General features: G+C 36.6%; 17 protein-coding genes and 2 pseudogenes. 6 read left to right on the top strand and 13 right to left on the bottom strand.

What is annotated here, in order from left to right; genetic code table 11:
* Nucleotides 1-255: 255 nt before the first annotated feature.
* From H2R00_RS05485 to H2R00_RS21150, 7 genes and pseudogenes are all read right to left on the bottom strand, one after another.
* A complete protein-coding gene (locus H2R00_RS05485) occupies nt 256-732 on the bottom strand; it encodes a Rok-like winged helix domain-containing protein (RefSeq protein ID WP_182070621.1) in 477 nt (158 codons plus the stop codon).
* A 136-nt stretch (nt 733-868) separates the two neighbouring features.
* Nucleotides 869-1,468 (bottom strand): GNAT family N-acetyltransferase, encoded by a 600-nt coding sequence (locus H2R00_RS05490; RefSeq protein WP_154998844.1) that lies wholly within the window; start codon nt 1,466-1,468, stop codon nt 869-871.
* A 33-nt stretch (nt 1,469-1,501) separates the two neighbouring features.
* Nucleotides 1,502-1,981, bottom strand: a complete 480-nt coding sequence (locus H2R00_RS05495; protein WP_154998842.1) for a DUF4944 domain-containing protein — start codon at nt 1,979-1,981, stop codon at nt 1,502-1,504.
* 105 nt (nt 1,982-2,086) lie between these two features.
* Nucleotides 2,087-2,683: an SAM-dependent methyltransferase gene (locus H2R00_RS05500; protein ID WP_182070622.1), complete on the bottom strand. Its 597-nt coding sequence runs from the start codon at nt 2,681-2,683 to the stop codon at nt 2,087-2,089.
* 384 nt (nt 2,684-3,067) lie between these two features.
* A complete protein-coding gene (locus tag H2R00_RS05505) occupies nt 3,068-4,045 on the bottom strand; it encodes an alpha/beta hydrolase family protein (protein ID WP_182070623.1) in 978 nt (325 codons plus the stop codon).
* A gap of 754 nt (nt 4,046-4,799) precedes the next feature.
* Complete coding sequence (locus tag H2R00_RS05510) at nt 4,800-5,228, bottom strand: HIT domain-containing protein (RefSeq protein WP_154998836.1); 429 nt, start codon at nt 5,226-5,228, stop codon at nt 4,800-4,802.
* A 269-nt stretch (nt 5,229-5,497) separates the two neighbouring features.
* A pseudogene (locus H2R00_RS21150) lies at nt 5,498-5,706 on the bottom strand (DUF3986 family protein).
* A gap of 997 nt (nt 5,707-6,703) precedes the next feature.
* Between H2R00_RS21150 and H2R00_RS05520 the strand changes: the two are divergent.
* A complete protein-coding gene (locus tag H2R00_RS05520) occupies nt 6,704-7,021 on the top strand; it encodes a hypothetical protein (protein WP_154998834.1) in 318 nt (105 codons plus the stop codon).
* 113 nt (nt 7,022-7,134) lie between these two features.
* Here the strand turns inward: H2R00_RS05520 and H2R00_RS05525 are convergent, their stop codons facing one another.
* The 3 genes from H2R00_RS05525 to H2R00_RS05535 form a co-directional block, all read right to left on the bottom strand.
* Nucleotides 7,135-8,571, bottom strand: coding sequence for a DUF6179 domain-containing protein (locus tag H2R00_RS05525; RefSeq protein ID WP_182070624.1), 1,437 nt, complete (start codon nt 8,569-8,571; stop codon nt 7,135-7,137).
* Nucleotide 8,572: 1 nt separating this feature from the next.
* Nucleotides 8,573-9,040, bottom strand: a complete 468-nt coding sequence (locus H2R00_RS05530; RefSeq protein ID WP_154998830.1) for a DUF6323 family protein — start codon at nt 9,038-9,040, stop codon at nt 8,573-8,575.
* 1,107 nt (nt 9,041-10,147) lie between these two features.
* Nucleotides 10,148-10,351 (bottom strand): hypothetical protein, encoded by a 204-nt coding sequence (locus H2R00_RS05535; protein WP_154998828.1) that lies wholly within the window; start codon nt 10,349-10,351, stop codon nt 10,148-10,150.
* Between the two features lie 649 nt (nt 10,352-11,000).
* Between H2R00_RS05535 and H2R00_RS05540 the strand changes: the two genes are divergently transcribed.
* Together H2R00_RS05540 and H2R00_RS05545 are read left to right on the top strand one after the other, a co-directional pair.
* On the top strand, nt 11,001-11,585 hold the full coding sequence (locus H2R00_RS05540) for a hypothetical protein (protein WP_182070625.1): 585 nt from the start codon (nt 11,001-11,003) through the stop codon (nt 11,583-11,585).
* 98 nt (nt 11,586-11,683) lie between these two features.
* A complete protein-coding gene (locus tag H2R00_RS05545) occupies nt 11,684-12,052 on the top strand; it encodes a YolD-like family protein (protein ID WP_182070626.1) in 369 nt (122 codons plus the stop codon).
* Between the two features lie 228 nt (nt 12,053-12,280).
* Here H2R00_RS05545 and H2R00_RS05550 read toward each other — a convergent pair whose 3' ends face one another.
* On the bottom strand, nt 12,281-12,706 hold the full coding sequence (locus H2R00_RS05550; protein ID WP_073461374.1) for a hypothetical protein: 426 nt from the start codon (nt 12,704-12,706) through the stop codon (nt 12,281-12,283).
* A gap of 230 nt (nt 12,707-12,936) precedes the next feature.
* Here H2R00_RS05550 and H2R00_RS05555 point away from each other — a divergent pair.
* The 3 genes and pseudogenes from H2R00_RS05555 to H2R00_RS05565 all read left to right on the top strand — a co-directional run bounded on the left by H2R00_RS05555 (nt 12,937) and on the right by H2R00_RS05565 (nt 16,104).
* Nucleotides 12,937-14,455: pseudogene (locus tag H2R00_RS05555) on the top strand (T7SS effector LXG polymorphic toxin).
* A 16-nt stretch (nt 14,456-14,471) separates the two neighbouring features.
* Nucleotides 14,472-14,810, top strand: coding sequence for a YxxD family cognate immunity protein YxxD (locus H2R00_RS05560; RefSeq protein ID WP_182070627.1), 339 nt, complete (start codon nt 14,472-14,474; stop codon nt 14,808-14,810).
* 520 nt (nt 14,811-15,330) lie between these two features.
* Nucleotides 15,331-16,104 carry a hypothetical protein gene (locus H2R00_RS05565; RefSeq protein WP_231006472.1) on the top strand — a complete coding sequence of 258 codons (774 nt, stop codon included), beginning with the start codon at nt 15,331-15,333 and terminating at the stop codon, nt 16,102-16,104.
* Between the two features lie 558 nt (nt 16,105-16,662).
* Here the strand turns inward: H2R00_RS05565 and H2R00_RS05570 are convergent.
* Complete coding sequence (locus H2R00_RS05570) at nt 16,663-16,881, bottom strand: hypothetical protein (RefSeq protein ID WP_182070628.1); 219 nt, start codon at nt 16,879-16,881, stop codon at nt 16,663-16,665.
* Complete coding sequence (locus tag H2R00_RS05575; protein ID WP_182070629.1) at nt 16,881-17,414, bottom strand: phage terminase small subunit P27 family; 534 nt, start codon at nt 17,412-17,414, stop codon at nt 16,881-16,883. The genes H2R00_RS05570 and H2R00_RS05575 overlap by 1 nt, the downstream gene beginning before the upstream one ends.
* Nucleotides 17,415-17,641: the final 227 nt, after the last annotated feature.

Raw genomic sequence — 17,641 nt, forward strand, 5'->3', positions numbered from 1 at the left:
AATACCCTTGTTCTCTGGGGACTAAATAACTAGATATAATTGCTAATATTAAAGCCGGTACCATAATGATAAAGTATTTCTTTTTATTCAACGTCACTAACACCCTTGTCATTTATTTTAAACATATATACGATATGAACGCTGTTTGGTTTCAGGTTCTTTCACTGTTTATATATCATAAGGACTCAACAACATCACATTTGAAAACTTGAGTTTGCTGTAATTCCCCGATATCTGCAAAAACCCAAAAGTCGGCTAAAGGCTTTTGGGTTTTTGCAAAATATAATGGCCGCGGGCAGGTTTTTTAATTTCTGGACGATGTTTCATCAAGCTCTTCATAAATGTCGTCATATTTTTAATCGGAAAGCCGGTTTCTTTCTCGATTTCACTTTTAAGCTTAATACCCCTCAAGCCTTCTTCATGGCGGATTAAAATGTTTAAGGCAGCCTCACGCTGTATCGTTGTTTTTGATTGGAAAATAGTATGAGATGGAGTCTTGATGGGCGGATGTTTGTCAGCGGCATGTTGGGATTGTTTTAATTCCTCTGCGGCAGCACTTGCCAAGTCGATTAATGAAGATTTTTTGTTAATTGCAGGATCACTCTCCCGATCCAATTCACGCAGCTTCGAATAAATGTCCTGTCGTTCTTTTCGCAATTCCCGCATCACCTGAATCTCCGCATCACCTAGCTGTTCAAGTGTCAAACGCAACGCTTCTCTTTCGTTGAACATATCTCCCACATCCTAAAATTAAGATTCCATTATAGTTTATAGGACTTTTTTAACTTTAACAATTTATTTAAAAATAAATTCAAGAAAAGTTCTTTTTATCATTAAAACATATATGGAATATAAAGGATGATTATGTTCATGATTCCTCTATTGGCAGCACCGACGGCATGATTGATGTTCTTGTATCAATCGGCATATCCTTCGTCCGTCTCCTCCAAATCATATGATCATATCCCTTCCCCCAATAATCCTCCAGCACATAGTCAGGCTCGCCGAATTTCTTCTTCCATATTCTCTGTGCACCGGGATAGCCGCTATCCAAACAAAATTCCTTCACTCCCCGTTTCAGAAAGGTCAAAAACATGACGTTGAACAGCAAAGTCCCGATTCCTCGTCTTTGATAATCCGGGTGGACAAATACCGTTCCTACCTCATATAAATCCTTTAAAGCCCCATCCGTACAAATATCGATCAATTCGCTGGCAGAACCATATTCGATTGTACCGATGATTTTATTCAGACGTTGATCTGAAGCGATAAAAAAGTGCCGGCTCTTCCCCTTGCTGTCTAAATCTGCTTTCAAGTATTGCCTCTTACTTTCAATTTCACTTTCTTGATCATCAAGCAGATCGGATAGCCCCTCTTTAGCAAAAGTATCCTCGACCACGATTCTGAAAAACTGATTCAGCTCTTCAACGTCGTCAATTTGCGGCCTTCTGATCTCAATTTCATTCATTTTAAATCACTTCCTTATTCAGTGATTGTCGTTTCATTTATACCACGGAATCTTGTGTAATTTCATGATTTCCGTGTCCTCTTCATCTCCGGTTCTCCACTCCACTTTAACTGATAACGCATGCCCGATGACATCCTCTTCAGGCATAAAATCAAAAGTCGCGATATGATCTTCCATATGGCCTCCGCCATCCATTTCCTCTCCGGTATACTCAGAAAGATCGTATTCTCCTCTGTCATCATACTTTTTGCCGTCTATGTATAAGGTGATTGTTTTCACAATCGTTCTTTTCGCATCTTCTTGGCTGCCATCCCAATATAAATTCAAAAAATAATTAGGCCCGATTGATGTTTTACCTGATTTCTCAATCGAAGCATGCCACAGACCGCTTTCCCCCTTTCCTTCATACACCACTTTCTTTCCGAAGATCATTGCACTGACATATCCCCCGCCAACTAAAAGCAGAATTAAACTGATTATCAGCAGCCGCTTGAGTCCATTATTGTTTTTCATCGTTTCCCCCGCTTTCACTACATTAGTAGTGATAACGGTGAAAAGGTTACGCAAAAAAAGCGCCATGAACGGCGCCTTTTTAAAATCAGATTTCCCTGGCAGTATTCATTGTTTTTGCCCAATAAATTGAATGACGTGGGACAGACCGTTGTGCGAATCCCCTTCATGACGAACGACTTCCCCCATAAAAAAGTGGACAATACGCCAATCTGAAAAGGTTTGTAAAAATTCTTCCGGTGTATATAAAAGTTCCAGATCCTGCGGCCCGCCGCTTTTGTAAGGGATTTGGTGCGTCGAATACACTTCCGTCACGAAAAATCCCCCGGGCTTCACGGCTTCTTTTACTCCCAGAAGCGTTTTTCGGCGCAGCTCTTCTGGAAAATGTCCAAAAATACATACAATCTCGTCCCACTGATCTTGATTCCAAGACGCTTCATTTAAATCAACAAGCTCCGTCTTCACCGATACACGACGGTTTTCAGCAAGCTTTTTCGTTTTCTTCAACCCAGACTCAGCATAATCCCATGAGGTGACGTTCATCCCTTGTTCTGCTAAAAAAACCGCATTGCGCCCCTCGCCTTCTGCAATGGCTAAAGCATCACCCGACAATTGAAGTTTTTTCTGCGAATCTGCCAAAAACGCATTCGGTTCTGTTCCATACACATAGTTCTCATCTTGAAAGCGCTTGTGCCAAAAGTTCATCGTTTTTGTTCTCCTTTTTTTAGATGCTTTCATATCAATGATATACCCGCTTCTTTTAGATGATGCATCTCATTTTCGCTTCGCAGTCAAACTCGATACTCTCCTTCGAATTAATCCTTATCATTTGTTCGAAAATGAACAATAATCATGATGACGCCTAAAATGAGAAGCAATACAGGATAAAACTAGACAGATGATTGAAAATAAACTGAAGCTTCACTATTGCCATCTGCATCGGTTATATCATGAGGAAAAGCGACAGATAACACCTGTAAGAAAAATAGCGTTAATAGACCCGGCAAAATTGAAACAAATCCGGAAACAAAGTACATAAAAAACCTTCTGTGAAATGAACTTTCTATTTGCAAATTTTGATTAAAGAAATTAATTATGAAGCTGCTTTAATTTTTTTCGGATGAAAGAAATTGTATCTAATGCCAGTTTTTTGCGACAAAGAACAATTCCGGCATGGCCGCAATTGTAAAGATGTCTTTCCGGTTTCCCCCACCTTTCCCACAAATCATCAGCATCCTCGATGTGAACATATTGATCATGTGCGGCGGAAATCAGTAAAATATTATCTTTATTAACTTTCGGCACAGCCTGGCTGGGATCTGTAATTTCCCAATATGTTTGTAAATTTTCATATGTCACACCGTGCTGTTCCAATTCTTCTCTAATGAATTTACCCGGGATGGTATTCCATATCGAATAAGAAAGACGATTGGCATAAAAAATCGAGACCACTATGTCGATTTGAGTCTCAAGGGTAGCCAGTAAATTTGTCATCCACCCGCCTAAACTGACGCCCACTATAATAACAGGGCCGGTTTTATTTGCTTTGATCCAGTGAATGAGTGCCCGTAAATCGACGATAGCTTGTCTCGTCGAATCAACCGTACGATTCAAATTCGCACTTATCATCAATTCTCCGCTGTAACGCGAATGTTCCGGCTCTCTTTCAAAATGATACGGAAGAGAATAGTAGTACATGTTCCAGCCTAAATCGTTCATGATACGATCATGAAATATCTTTTTTATTCTGTCGTATGAATCCATTCGCCAGCCGTGCACAAAAATAACATTAGGTTGATCCATATCATTTTTATTTAAAAAAACCTCGCCTTTTAAAGTATCATTGACAGGGTCCCCTGATGGAATTAGAGATTCATAGCTGAAATGTCCAGCCAAATAGTTTTTTCTTGATTCATGTAGCATGATGGCGACATCAGCCGCTTTTACTTTATAGAATTCGTCTCTGTCAATCGGATTCAATGAAAAAGCGGAAAAATGTTTATCTTTACTTCTTTTTCTGTGCAAATCATATAAAGCTAAACGATCGATGATCTTTGCAAAAAACACTTTTTGCCCTCCTGATTGGTATAAGTAATGGTGCTTTTTTGGACGTTCAGCCAAAAGAGGAGCTTCTGTCAGTTTCATCAACTTTTAAAAAGGGGCACAAGCTACTTTTAAATTTTTACCGCTTGCCTTTTCACAACTTTCAATACTGCAATTTTTTATGTAGAGTAACGACGTTACTTAAGATCCTTAACGATATGCCAGACAAATTGTTATGATTAAAGCAATTGGATACAAAGCCGATGCTAATTTTTGCTTCTTTTCATCAATATGAATGAAGTTTTTACGAGATAAAAATTTGCGAATTTCGGGTAAGAATATCAAAATAACTTGTAATAAGAAAGACAGCTTTTGCATGAGGGTAAGCGGACTAAACGTAAACCCGAATCCCGCATTACCTCCTATCGTTGACCAATACATATAAAAATTAAGGAAAGGTATGACAAAGCAAAATATAAGTCTATATTGATTAATATAATAATCGCATTTTTCAGCATTAATGCCTTTAGAAGAAAATCTAAATCCGTAGATGAAAAGAAAAAGTGTCCCGAAACTTAATATCGGCTGCTTGATAAAATACGCGAATACAAAAGCTATTAATAACATAATTTACTCCCTTGCACCCATTGTTAATCATCACCATTATACAACAAAGGGAAGAATTACTGAGGCCGAAATGATGAATCCAGCAAAACCCGCACTAAAACAAAAATTAACTCTCTTTCCACTTTTAAAGTTCTGGTACGATCTTTTCCCCTCATCTCCCTACAATCTTTTTCCATATCGAAAATAAGTTACTCTTCTTAGCTGCAGTAAAGTCGGTGTTTAATTTGAATTCAAACTTTTCATTCATGTGTCTCGGTATGACATGAAAATGCAGGTGTTTAATTTCTTGCTGAGCAAAGTGACCGTTGTCTGAGAGTATAGTGTAATCATCACAAATGCCTGAATGAATTAATATTTGAGGTACTTTAATTAAAGAATCCATTATTTCATTAGATAGATGGGGATCGTTTATATGATCCAGTCTTTCAATATGCTTATTTGGTATGATTAATGTATGGCCATTTGTAACAGGATTTATATCAAGAAATGCTGTTACATAGTCATTTTTATAAACCTCAAAACTTGAAATTTTCCGACTAACGATTTCACAAAATATACATTTGTCCATTTCACTATTCATACTTGTTAAGTGTCCCTCTCTTTCTGGAGTTTTTTTCGGATGCACCGGACGGCTCTAGCTGTTTCCATCAGGACGACCTTCGCAGTAGATGTCTTCATCAATATCATATTGAAATTTCTCGTCCCGAATTGCATCTCTGTCTTCACGTGAACACTCACAATCCGTTAAGAAGCAACGTTCAAGCATATTCCTTTGAGTCGCATTCTCTTTGCTGTCTTACTGCAATTCGTTGAGATCCTCTATAAACTAGAGACCTTTGAGAAAATGATCTAACTCACGTTTAATCCAAAATTCAAAAATTGAGATGCATCATCTATACTTAAATCCTTACTTGCTATGGAGAATATTTTGCAACCAAAAGGGTTGACTTTTGAAAATAAACGTCCCACATATCAACATCTAGTCGCTTCAATCCTATTGCCTCAAGATCTAATCCCTTTTTATTGTAACTGATATGTAGATGTTTTGTTTTCATCATAATTCATTAGGAAACCTTCCTTTTTAGAAATTGCTTAATTTTCAATGTTTGACGGAGCGTGATATTTAAATTAATAAAGGTCTTCTAATCTGAAAATCGCCTCTTCACAAGAACTAGCCTAAACACAATAACAATGAGACAGATAAAACTAGGCAGCACAATCAATATTTTTTGATTTCCTTGTTTAACGTTATGACTTACCTTCCTTTATTAACCCAAAGATATTTTCCCGCATTTTATAAAAATGAGAAAGAGACCGAACTTTATCAATCGGTCTCTTTACTGTTGGTTTCTTTTTCTTATTAACATTCCCAAAATACACCCCACAATAGCCGCAGCAACATTGAGTATAAGCTTATTTCCTAGGGATAAATTTTTAGAAGAATACTCAATATAAAAAGTCATTAAAAATACGGCAATACCTGCGAAAACTGGCGGCAAAAATTTAATAACAATCTCCCTTTCTAATGCATATTCACTTTTAATTTTTTATCCTCCAATAGGGGATATCATAACCAAAGGAACCTTTTTTGTATATATAACAGCTCCACAGATCATCCTTCAAATTCTTTCATTAAATCCAATTATTTTTTCGGTAGCTTAGCAGCCTCCTTGATTCTCTTTTGTTAACGCGGTTCTAAACCGGCGCTGCAAGATATTGGTGTTATCCAATATCAATTTCTTTTCACATGTAATATTATACAAATAATAACATATCAATCTATATATATACAGCTCGATTGATATTTTGCACCTTTCAAGAAGTGTTGATTATTCTGCTATTTGCTTATAGAATTGAACAAAGATTCAGCCTCCTCTTACCTTTCATGCATGAGATTCTTTCCTCAAGTGATACAAACAATACCGAGAGGAATAGCTTTTGAAGTTGCAAAATTGAAAAACAGAAATTTTTATTGCACAGTAATGATCGAAATCTTTAAAGATCTGTGTTTTTTTAACTTCATTAATATCACTATAATTTTAAGGAGTCAGTTGGATGTTTATAAAATATAATGAATATGATTTACTGGAACTTTTTGAGAGCGAGCCGGTCAGTATAGCTGATGATCCAGAGGCCGGCGAATTGGTTTATACTTTTAAAGATAATCAAAACTTCAAGTTAATTTTAACGCTGGATGTTTATCAACTAACTTGTAGCCTGGATATAACCTATAAAGATTTCTCAGTATTTACAGGTGTTTTTCATAACGTAACTAGCATTAAGAAAATTGAAGATTTCATGGTTGTAAGTATTGAAGAAGAAGAGAGAATAAAAGTAAAATTCACTAAGCAAATTGGAGTAGAGTTACTTTAAGCTTTTAAGTTGTATTGAAAAAAATTTCCTTAGCGGGATGAGATTGCATTTATCGAGTGCTGTTATTTTTCTTCGTCTTTCTTTAGACTCTTCTTTTTAATAACGTCTTTAACTTAATAAAACGAAATCTCCTCATAGTCAATATCGTTGATCAGGTGTCCAATAGTTGCAATGCGCTCATCTTCTAATTGTTTAATAAATTTAATATAATATGTTTCCCACTCGCTCTTTGCTTCAGCGCAGTCAGCAACAATGTCAATGAAATTGAGAATTCCCCCTCTTAATTCTTCATAAAATACAATTTTCGCAAAAATAGCCAATTCAAAATTCCCAAACGTAGCAAAAAGTGCGTTATATTCGTCGTCAAACAGACATCCCGAATTTAGCAAATCCAAATAATCATGTAGTGAAACAAAATGATCGCGGATCAGTGATATCTTTTCTGCTGTGTTTTTTATTTCCATGATGCAATCCACCAATTTCCGCAATTCAATATCACTCATGCGATCATTTTCATTTAATATTAACGCTATTGGTTTTTCTCTCTCTTCAATTTCTCTGATGATCAACATTTTGAAGCCATCAATTTCCGCAGCGTTATTTACCCTTTGAATAAATTCATTGCGATACAAATTGATATAATCAGTAATCGTTTGATCCGTTTTTAAATCCCGCTGTAACCGATCAAATGCTTCGTTAATTAAGTTTGCCCTTTTATCAGTATGGCAATCACTTAACAAGCGATTTAACCTGTCATATTGAACTTCAGAAATTCTGACTTGATTGGCCTCGCCCCCGGATAGCAGTGAAAAAACAGCATTGTTTATCATTAACTCAAAAATATTAAAAAGTTCTATGCGATAATTAAAGCGAGATATTCTTCCGAAGTTTGTCAAGACATACATTAAATCGTGATGGTTAAAAAATTGACAGAATCTCGTTTCTATCAGCAGTCGCTCTAAATACTGTTTAATATAAAAAACACCTTGCAGTTCCATGTTGTCAATGGCTAAAGGATAGTCAATGCTCGCCATGGTATTTTGAGCTTCAAAAATAATATTATAATGATTCATAAATACAGGTAACGATTCGTCAATGGTTAAAGTATAAGCATCAACAGGCACATCTAATTTTATTTTTTTTACGTCTTGATATAATTGTTTAGCTTCTTCAAAATAACAGTGAAGTAATTCGACACCTTTTGTATATATTTTTTTTATACTATCAGAATGTAAATGTACTATAACCTCTTCAGGTTTCTCAAAATGGAGAGCATAAGCATCTATTGCATACATGAGGGAAACCATAATCCCTTCCGCCGTTTCCGTTGTAACCGACGTACTTTCCCCTTTGGTGTACTGGCCTATCAATCGTTGCAGAATTTGCATAATCTCTACCTGTATCTTGTAAGCTTTCTCGCTGGTAATAACTCCAACATTTTGGCCTTCTTTTAGAAGTGACAACATATATTGGCTTTGCTTTAACTTTGATTTATCAATCGTAAAATTTGAAACCAAATCATAGCGATTTAAAGTGTTTTCTTTGTCCATGTTATTCATCACCTTTATATAAAGACTCACTTCTCATCGTATCTCTTCTGAAACTCTCCGCGAGTTCCTCCATTTTACTTCTTAATATCTCTAAAGACCCGGCAGAAGGCCCGTTAAAACACTCCATCATCTGATGAATTAGTTTCATGTCCCCTATCTTATCTTCTGTTTCATTTCTGAGATAATAAAAAATCTCCTGAAGCTCGATTAACGTTTCGACATCATTATCCTCATCCATATAGGGTGAAGCAGCAAACACCTCAATTAATTCCTTTAGTACTTCAATCCCCAGCTCTATACGTCCATGATCATGAAGCACTTTATTTCTATAAACGATTAACGTTTTTATATCACTGGGTGTTAAGATCAGACCATGCTCTTTTGTTTTTTCATTTAATTCAAGTAGCTCCATCATAGGTTTTGATTGTGGGGATAATTGAATGGAATTCAAAAAACGAGATAAGTTCATAAACCTCTCTTCCTTTCAAAAGCATCTTTTTTTAAAAAAACATTGACTTTTTATAACTTCTGTGTTATGATAAAATAATGTTTTTTTATTAACAATCAATAATTTATTCTATTTACTTGCATATGTCAATAGTTGTTTTTCAACGGTATTGTTTCTTCCCCTCTTAAATCAGCTCTTTATTCCTCAAGACCAATTCAACTCAACAGATTTCTTTCAAAATTTTTATCTACGTATACTTCATTCTGTTAAAATTGTTGTATTACTTAACTTTTCTATTTTTTGTCTTAGACCCGTACATACCATCAGTAGACGGTCCCGCCGCTTTCTGGCCGTATAGCCGTCTATGCCTTGCTCTCTTGGCGCCCAAAGAACAGCCAACGTTTCCCGAACCTGACGTACAGCCGCTTCTTTCACTTAATTCGCTTGTCACCTTAAAGATGCCGTACAGCAGCGTGTTGGATGATTTCTTTCCATTTGTACTGACTTTTTTCAAACTAAAAAGGCTGCAGCTTGCAACCTCATTTTGTTAACCTTTTTTGTTGTATAGTCTCTTTGTTATGGCTATAAAAGGTTTCCATTTCATTTTCGACAACAAAAGCAATAAAGACATTTCAATAAGGAACTCTATACTAGAGAGTAAGTGAATGCCAGTGTTCATAGTGAGAACTTTGAAGGAAATATAATGTCCGCGTTGAAAATAAACGGTTTTGTTCTTCAGTAAAAGAATGAAATAGACCTGAAGAAATCAAATCTATAAGAGTTAAAATGAAATAAAGATGCTTATTTCATCGACATCTCAATCCTAAATGTGGTAAAATTGATGACAATGTTAACCATAAAAAGGAGAATTATGCGTATATGAGTATTATTATTTTGGCATCCATGCTTTTATGGGGTGCATTAATATATGAACTAAGTAAATCTTCAAAAAAGCAAAACAACCGAAAAATTGTATCTTTGATATCTTTGGGCTCTTTATCAACTTTAGTTATTACTATTTCGCTTTTTCAAAACCTCCCGTTTTAAAATTTGTTTATAACTAAATCCATCGTATATGTCGTCGGTGTGGAATTGTTATAAAAAAATCCTTCTTACAAGAAGGGTTTTTTATTTATTATCCTTTTCATCATTATCTAATTCTGGAAAATCCTCAATCATTGATCGAATATCTTCAACAAATTCTTTCTCTGTATATTGACCACCCGCGTGTTTTAGATTATCCAGTTTTCCGCAAATAATCTTAAGGATTCCCTTTGCGTGCTCTTCTTTAAGGCCGTTTACTTTGTTTATCATCTTATCCAACTCAAGCATTTAATAGTTTCCTCCTTCTGCTTATTGTTCACCCTAATATAACAGTCCACTCCACTTAGTATTTAGTCCTTTAGGTCACTTTTGCCGCGGCATTCCAAGCTGACCACACTTTGCGTCTTAAACACGTGGTTTTGCTCTTGGAATCCAGGCGAAGACATGAAATTTATCAAGAAAAGCAGCTGATGTTTACTCCCATATCGGTAAGAAACACAACCAAGATAGAATCGAAGATTACGAGGATTATGTCTCAGCGATTATGGAGTTAGATTAATAACTTCAAATTTTTTTGGTCATATTTTGGTCAAAGACCAAAAAGAAGACCACTTACATTCTTTTGACCAAAAATAAAAAACCCCCTGACACCGCTGGTGCCAAGGGATTCCTAGATTAATACTGAGACATATACTGCTCGCGCTCCCAAGGATGGACTTGTGTACGGATTATAACCTATATTACCTTTATATATCATATTGGGTCATGAACGTTGATATATAAGGGGTTCATTTTTTATGTAGGATAAAATATCAAGAAATATTTTTTGATTGTGGGTGTTTTGTGGGTGTTCACTTCTTAACTGTTAACACATTGGATAATCCCCCTCATTTGTTTTAAAATGTAAATGTTCGTTTTAAACAAGAGGGGGATCATTATGAAAAAGATATTACTGGTTTTATTTTTGGTGTTAGCAGGGTGCAGCAGTGCACCACAAAATAAAGCGGACAACCAAAAAGCTACAGCTGAAGAAAAGACAGAAACAAATGATAGGTCTACTGAGGATTTATTTAAAACCGAGGATACAAAGCTCAAAAAAATTGTTTCTGAATACAATCAAAAAATTGATGACCTTAACTGGAAGGATACTAGACCACAAAAAATTAAGTTAACTGATATTGGTGAACCTATCAAAGAGGGTAACGGAGATTACACAAGAGAATTAATTTCTGAAAAAGATAATTCTGATACTGCGATTTATACTGTAAGAGCTATAAATGAAGAAGACGGGTCTTTTAAAGGTATTAGAGTTTTCACTTCAAGTGATAACGGCAAAGCTTCTCCTAAAGGCATGGGTAGTATGATGACATTTTTATTAATATCCGACTCATCCATTGATGACCTAACAAATTTTTTAAATTCTTCAGAAACAGAAAAAGATCTTTCTAATGACAATTATGACATAAATATCTCAATTGACTCATCTTTAAATGCTTTCACATTAAAAATCAACCCAAAATAAAAACCCTTCTCTTCGGAGTTGGGTTTTTTAATGGCTAATTTTTCTTGTTGAGAATAGAACAAATGTTCCCTTATAATCATCTCAAGGAGATGAACACCATGAAAGATGACAACTTGAAAGATCGAGGATCAATCAAATGGACGGCCATGATGCTGCCGGAGCATGTCAGTCTGCTTCGCGAGTTAGAAAGCAGACAGGACAAAGTGAAAAGACCGGTTCTTAACCTTTCTCAGATCGAAGATATGGAAATGGTCATAAGTGAAGCAATGGAGTTTAATCATCCAGTTCAGTTTTCTGTACTTAAGCCGCTGCCAATGCTTAACGGACCGGAAACCGGGGAGATCGTTCAAATAGAGGGCCATATCCATTACATAAACCAACTGCGCAAGCTGTTCCATGTCGTGGATTCAAAAGGAGACACCAACCTCATTAAATTTGAAGATGTGGTCGAAATTCAGACAATATGAAAAGCTCACAAAAAGTGAGCTTTAAAAATTATACATGTTCATTTTTCTTTCGATAATTAAATCGATAATTTAATATTGATGCTATGGAAAGAATTATTGCGCCTATCAATACAACAAAAAAGTTTGACATAAACATCCCTATCAAAAAACACACAATAAAGATTGCAGTAAACAGCATATTTAACCCTTTGTATAAACTCACAAGGTATCAATCCTTTCCAAGACTAATCAATTTTCATCTCTAACCCTAACAGTCTGCTTTCCCCTATAATTAGTATACTCATAGTATACAGTTTTTATCCTCATTTTTTTATTTTTTAAAGGGCTTCTCTTAATATATGTTTTATAAGACAGATTACCATAATAAATTTCTCTATAACTAAAAGCAGCCCCACCTAAAAAAGCAGCTACAGCACCAGGAGTTCCACCTAAAAATCCAAGCCCTCCAATTACAATTCCACCAGCATAAGAGCCTGCACGCCTATCTGGATTTTTGTAATAAAGCGTATAGTTTTTAGGTAAAGAAGATTTAAGATAGCACTTATAGGCAGGATAACAAGCTTCGGCTTTTTTCGTATTAGCCACTATTCCAGTGTCCAAGAGTGTTACAACAAAAACAAAAGCAATTAAAACTTTAACAATTTTTTTCATCATATCCAGGATTCCTCTCTTTTTTTATTACTATTTTAACAGAAAAACAAGGAAAGTAAACCATATATTTCATGTACCGTACTAAAAAAGCGGAAACCAAACGAACGGATAGTCTTTATTACCCAAATCTAAAGATCCATTTTTAGTAATCCGCAGGATTTATTGTCCAACTCTTTTCCGTATAGTGGTAAACTCTATACTGATTGTAACCAAAAGGATTAGAGGAGAATGCCATGAAGACTCTGGATGTTCAGGCGTTGCACAATGCAATTGATCAAACGCTGGAACAATTAAAACAACAATCAGACGAATTCTCTAAAGTCAAAAAAGCTGTTGAGGGCATCAACATCACTTGATGATGCTTTAAAAGGAAAAGGCGGCGACGCGATCCGCGTCTTTTATGAGGAATGTCACACCCCTTTTCTACAGTTCTATGATAGTTTCATAGAAGAATACAGTTCCACGCTGAAGAAAATAAAAAGCGCGCTGAATTCCTTGGAACCAAACCATAACGGATTGATTTCTCAGTCCTTTCTCGAACACGAGTTGGAGAATGGCTTAAATGCGGCTGATCGAACAACGAAACATTTGGTTTCTAAGACCAACGCGACGATCGCAAAAGTCAGCCATATCGTTGATTTACCGGATTTGAATGACAGCGGTTTTCATGAACAGAATCAGAAAGCATTAAAGGAAATCAGCACGACCCTTGAAAAGCTGCATGCGTTTGACCGCAAGCAAACCAACGCCCTCAAAACGGCTGAAAACGATCTTGAGACGATGCAGAAATACATAGCGCGGCTCGAAAAGATGTATACCGGGCCCAAAATTGAGATCACCAGTTATCAAAAAGGTGCGATTTTAAAGCCGGATGAGATGGATAACCTGAGTGGAAATCAAGAAACAGCGATGGGTACCATGCTGAAAAAAGTCGGAGACAAAGAAGATGCCGAAATTAACACTCTCGCCGACCCAGATCGATTAAAAAAATTGGCTACGCAAAAGGTTTCCACCAAAGAGTACACTCAAGAGGAATTGAATAAACTTAAAAAAGATTATAGAGTATTTAACGATACGCTTTACAGGGCATACATAGATGGTGATACAATCGTCAAGATAGAACCCGCCTACACTCTTCCAGAGAATGTGGAAAAAAGCGACTTTGCTAAATATTTCGATACCGCGATGGAATTTACAGGTGTGTATGATGCAGTAAGAGCAGCGTTTGGATACGACCTTGCGACAGGCGAAATCGTTAAAGGTAGTGGTGACCGTTTGATGGCCGCATTGAATGTCACCCCTTTTGGAAAGGCATTTAAGTACGGAAAGCGCGGCTTCAAGTTATTTAAAGGTGAAGAAGCTGGAAAGAAAGTTGCAAAGGTAGATAAAACGCCTTCCTACGGCAAACAATCCGTACCAAAAGGCCCGTATCGTAAAGTGTATGGATTCCCTGCAAAAGTAAAACCAGGTGCTCAAGAAAAACATATTCCTGGAACACCAAACTACAAACAAGAAATAGCTAATGGTCGTAAAAACAAAAGCATCTTCTACGGAGATAATAAAAAAGCACAAGAATTGCTTGATAAGTTTGCGGGAAAAGGTGATCTGTTCAGAAAAGATAGGGAAAGAATAAAGTGTGGTCAAGTAATAGGAAAATACTATGATCATGATGCCAAAAAGTATGTAGAGACTACAAGAGGGATTATACACTATGGAAAAAACGGAGCTCATATAGTACCATCACACCCATAAGAAAAGGAGAATATTCATGGGATACGATTCTTTAATAAAAACATTAAAACATTATAAAGATTGTGATTTAATCATAGAATGGAAAAGTGGATTTAAGATTACGGGTAACGTTGATACAATCTTTGAAACAGACAACGGATTAGAAGATGACGATGTGAATTACACAGAATACCATGCAGCGGTATTTAAAGTAGATAATATGTTGGCTCATCCCGCTAACCGTGAAGGCAGTGTTTATAATTGGTTAAGAGAAGGGAAAAGTTCGTTTGTTGAAATTTCACTATATGATGATCCGCCAAATGCAGTATATTTAGCAGACGGTCAGAAAGTATGGGAAATGGATAGTGATGAATAACAATTGACAAGTTGGAATTTATAAAATCTAAGCCCCCTTTCAAGAGGTCCTTTTTGTGTTAATTCAATAGCGATTCAAGTTTCGCTTTAGTCTTCGGCCGTAAATTTCATCGGGAGACAGCCCGTGCATCAGCTGGCGTTTGACCGCAACAAAGTCGCGGACCTGGAATCGGGGAGATCGTTCAAATAGAGGGCATATCCTACATAAATCATATCCGCAAGATTTTACATGTCGTTGATTAAGAAGGCAATTTCATTAAATTTGAGAATGTTGTCCCGTGGAAATAAAGTAAGACTATTATTCAAAGAGCAACGTAGTTACCTCATGACGTCCTTCATCTTAATCACTTTTTTTCTTCTTAAATTAGCCCTCCAATATTCTAATTCATTTTATCTAGTATAATTTCATTACACACAAGATTTCAGATGGTTCTTTTTTACTGTTATACACATAATGCCCCAAATTACCTTGTTTTTCAAGTAAAATGAGGTTGAATTATAATAAGAAGGGTGGCATTATCGTGAAAGAAAAGAAGCACAATGGTTTTAAGACATTTGTTATGGTACTGACATTAATATTGGTTTCACCTGTATTTTCAATATCAGTATCAGCGTCAGAACTAACTGACAACGAAAAACTACATACTGAAACTACTGGAGCATCTAAAGGAAATTCTGTACCCGATCAAAAACTGAACAGCGAAGAATTTAAGAATGTAAAGGTGAGTATGAATGATGTAAAGAAATTAGAAGCTTATCTTAAATTAAACGCAGATGGAACTCTTACCTTAGATCCATCTTATACTAAACTAGATATTTCACGTTCTGTCACCAACGAAGTTCAAGAATGGATTAAATACTTGAACGGTTTAGTAAAACAAAAAGAAGCTGTCATTAACTCTGATTTTAGTGTGAAAATTTTAGACAAAGACGGTAGTGTATTGACACTAGAGAATGGAAACAATAATAAAATGAAAGTAGCGAAAAAAGGCTGCGGTCGATCTGGTCATGATGTCTACTGGTGGGGATATAATCTTTATTTTGACTGTAATGAAACAAGAACACTATATCAATCATTTAAAGCAGGCGGTGGAGCAACCTCTGGTATTGCTTTAATATCAAGGGTTATTCCAGTACCTCCTACACAATTAGCAAGCGTAATTTCCGGAGTAATCGGAGGCGGACTAGTTGGTTTTGGTCAAATGATTCAAGACGAACATGAAGGGCATGGTGTTAGAATACGTTTTACTGGACTCGGATATGCAGCTGTTCCAACTGGGGTTTTTCCACAATAAAAATGAAAGAGGGGAAACTATGACTTTCTTAGTTTTAATGGCAGGGTTATTTCTTTTCATTTACATGAAAGAACCATTCAGCAAAAAAGTGTATGCTTATGTTTACGTGGCTTTTTATTTAATGGTTTTAACCCTATATATTATTAACACTACATTTGTAAATTTAATATCTAGCAGACTATTATTAATTGTAACAGTAATTGTCATTTCACCATTGTTCATCAGTTTCCTTAAATCCTCAAATGAATCTCGTTAGTTTCAAGATAGAGGAGCAGGCATAATGCCTGCTCCTTTTCGTTACTTCAATAAAGCTTCAATTTTCGCTTTAGTTTTCGGTCCGTAAATACCGTCGGCAAACAGTCTTATTTAACTCGAATTTATCGAATATAGTTCGTGTTGCTGGACACATTTTCCACAACCACCTCAACAGTCAACCTAAAGAGCAGCCTCGCCACCTGCGTGGTCCCCGACTCTATTTGGATACAACCCATATCGCGAATTGGCCGCAATAAAAAGCTGAAAGTCCGTCAGCTCAATCGGCTCACCCGCAAGTATCCCCTAAACATGTCTGAACTGCCGCGCCCATTCATAAAAATCTAGCACTGCTTCAGCTTCATAGTAAAAGGGGCAATCCGGGTCCGCTAACGCCCCAACATCTTTAAAAAATCGCTGCACAGCACATTTATGCTTTTGACAAGCCTTTATCTCACCGGAAAGTATTTTTTCGCAATAGGCCCATACACGCTCAATCAGAATTTCAGCGGTGACCTCTTGCATTACATCCGGCCCCCAAACCGCTCTTCCTCTTTTGATTTCGGCTTGTCGTCATCCTTTTTAGGAATCACGAGCTTGCAGCGCGAGGAAATGGTTAAGCCCAAATCACTGGAAGCCTGCCGACATTGTTTGAATAGTTTATCTTGATTGATAAGTAAGTCCGAATACGCTTCATTGACTACCGTTTTTTCTTTTTCCCCCACGATATTTCCCTGTTCGTCCACATCTTTTACGACTATTGTTTTCATTGGCCCCTGCTCAAGCAGCTGGTCCGTCACCTGAAGGTAAAGCTTCCGCGAATATAAAAAACGGGCGAGCGCATCAACATCTAAATTCGTCATAATTCCGATGTTTTTCAACTCGTCCGCTATTTTTTTGAACTCCCTTTTTAAGTCTTTCGGTAAATAAGAAGGCGCCTTTACCTTGTCGCTTGGCGCCTTGATCTCCTGCTTTCTTCGTTCCTCAATCTCCTGTTTTGTCAGGTTTTTCTTACCTTTCACAAGCAATAAGTCAACTGGTTGCCTTGGTCTTGCCATTCCCTCACCTCCTTCCGAAATTTCATTTAGGGAATTTTTCAAAATGTGGAGGGGAGCGCGGTCTCCGGCGAATCCTTTCCAGAGATTTAAGGGCGGGGGGCCTCCATTTCCTCCCGCAGCTGCAGCATGGCCGTTTCTAATTCCTCTCGAGCTTGCGTATATTTTTGTTTGTATACGTCAATTCCTTTATGAGCTTGTGCTTTAAGACGCAGCATGGTTAGTTTCTT

The sequence above is a fragment of the Bacillus haynesii genome (genome assembly GCF_014042035.1).
Lineage (GTDB): Bacteria > Bacillota > Bacilli > Bacillales > Bacillaceae > Bacillus > Bacillus haynesii.

Bases quoted from the DNA above. Each gene is read 5' to 3' on its own strand.
- H2R00_RS05485 (WP_182070621.1), bottom strand. From the start codon at position 732: ATGTTCAACGAAAGAGAAGCGTTGCGTTTGACACTTGAACAGCTAGGT.
- H2R00_RS05490 (WP_154998844.1), bottom strand. From the start codon at position 1,468: ATGAATGAAATTGAGATCAGAAGGCCGCAAATTGACGACGTTGAAGAG.
- H2R00_RS05495 (WP_154998842.1), bottom strand. From the start codon at position 1,981: ATGAAAAACAATAATGGACTCAAGCGGCTGCTGATAATCAGTTTAATT.
- H2R00_RS05500 (WP_182070622.1), bottom strand. From the start codon at position 2,683: ATGAACTTTTGGCACAAGCGCTTTCAAGATGAGAACTATGTGTATGGA.
- H2R00_RS05510 (WP_154998836.1), bottom strand. From the start codon at position 5,228: ATGAATAGTGAAATGGACAAATGTATATTTTGTGAAATCGTTAGTCGG.
- H2R00_RS05520 (WP_154998834.1), top strand. From the start codon at position 6,704: ATGTTTATAAAATATAATGAATATGATTTACTGGAACTTTTTGAGAGC.
- H2R00_RS05525 (WP_182070624.1), bottom strand. From the start codon at position 8,571: ATGGACAAAGAAAACACTTTAAATCGCTATGATTTGGTTTCAAATTTT.
- H2R00_RS05530 (WP_154998830.1), bottom strand. From the start codon at position 9,040: ATGAACTTATCTCGTTTTTTGAATTCCATTCAATTATCCCCACAATCA.
- H2R00_RS05535 (WP_154998828.1), bottom strand. From the start codon at position 10,351: ATGCTTGAGTTGGATAAGATGATAAACAAAGTAAACGGCCTTAAAGAA.
- H2R00_RS05540 (WP_182070625.1), top strand. From the start codon at position 11,001: ATGAAAAAGATATTACTGGTTTTATTTTTGGTGTTAGCAGGGTGCAGC.
- H2R00_RS05545 (WP_182070626.1), top strand. From the start codon at position 11,684: ATGAAAGATGACAACTTGAAAGATCGAGGATCAATCAAATGGACGGCC.
- H2R00_RS05550 (WP_073461374.1), bottom strand. From the start codon at position 12,706: ATGATGAAAAAAATTGTTAAAGTTTTAATTGCTTTTGTTTTTGTTGTA.
- H2R00_RS05560 (WP_182070627.1), top strand. From the start codon at position 14,472: ATGGGATACGATTCTTTAATAAAAACATTAAAACATTATAAAGATTGT.
- H2R00_RS05570 (WP_182070628.1), bottom strand. From the start codon at position 16,881: ATGCAAGAGGTCACCGCTGAAATTCTGATTGAGCGTGTATGGGCCTAT.
- H2R00_RS05575 (WP_182070629.1), bottom strand. From the start codon at position 17,414: ATGGCAAGACCAAGGCAACCAGTTGACTTATTGCTTGTGAAAGGTAAG.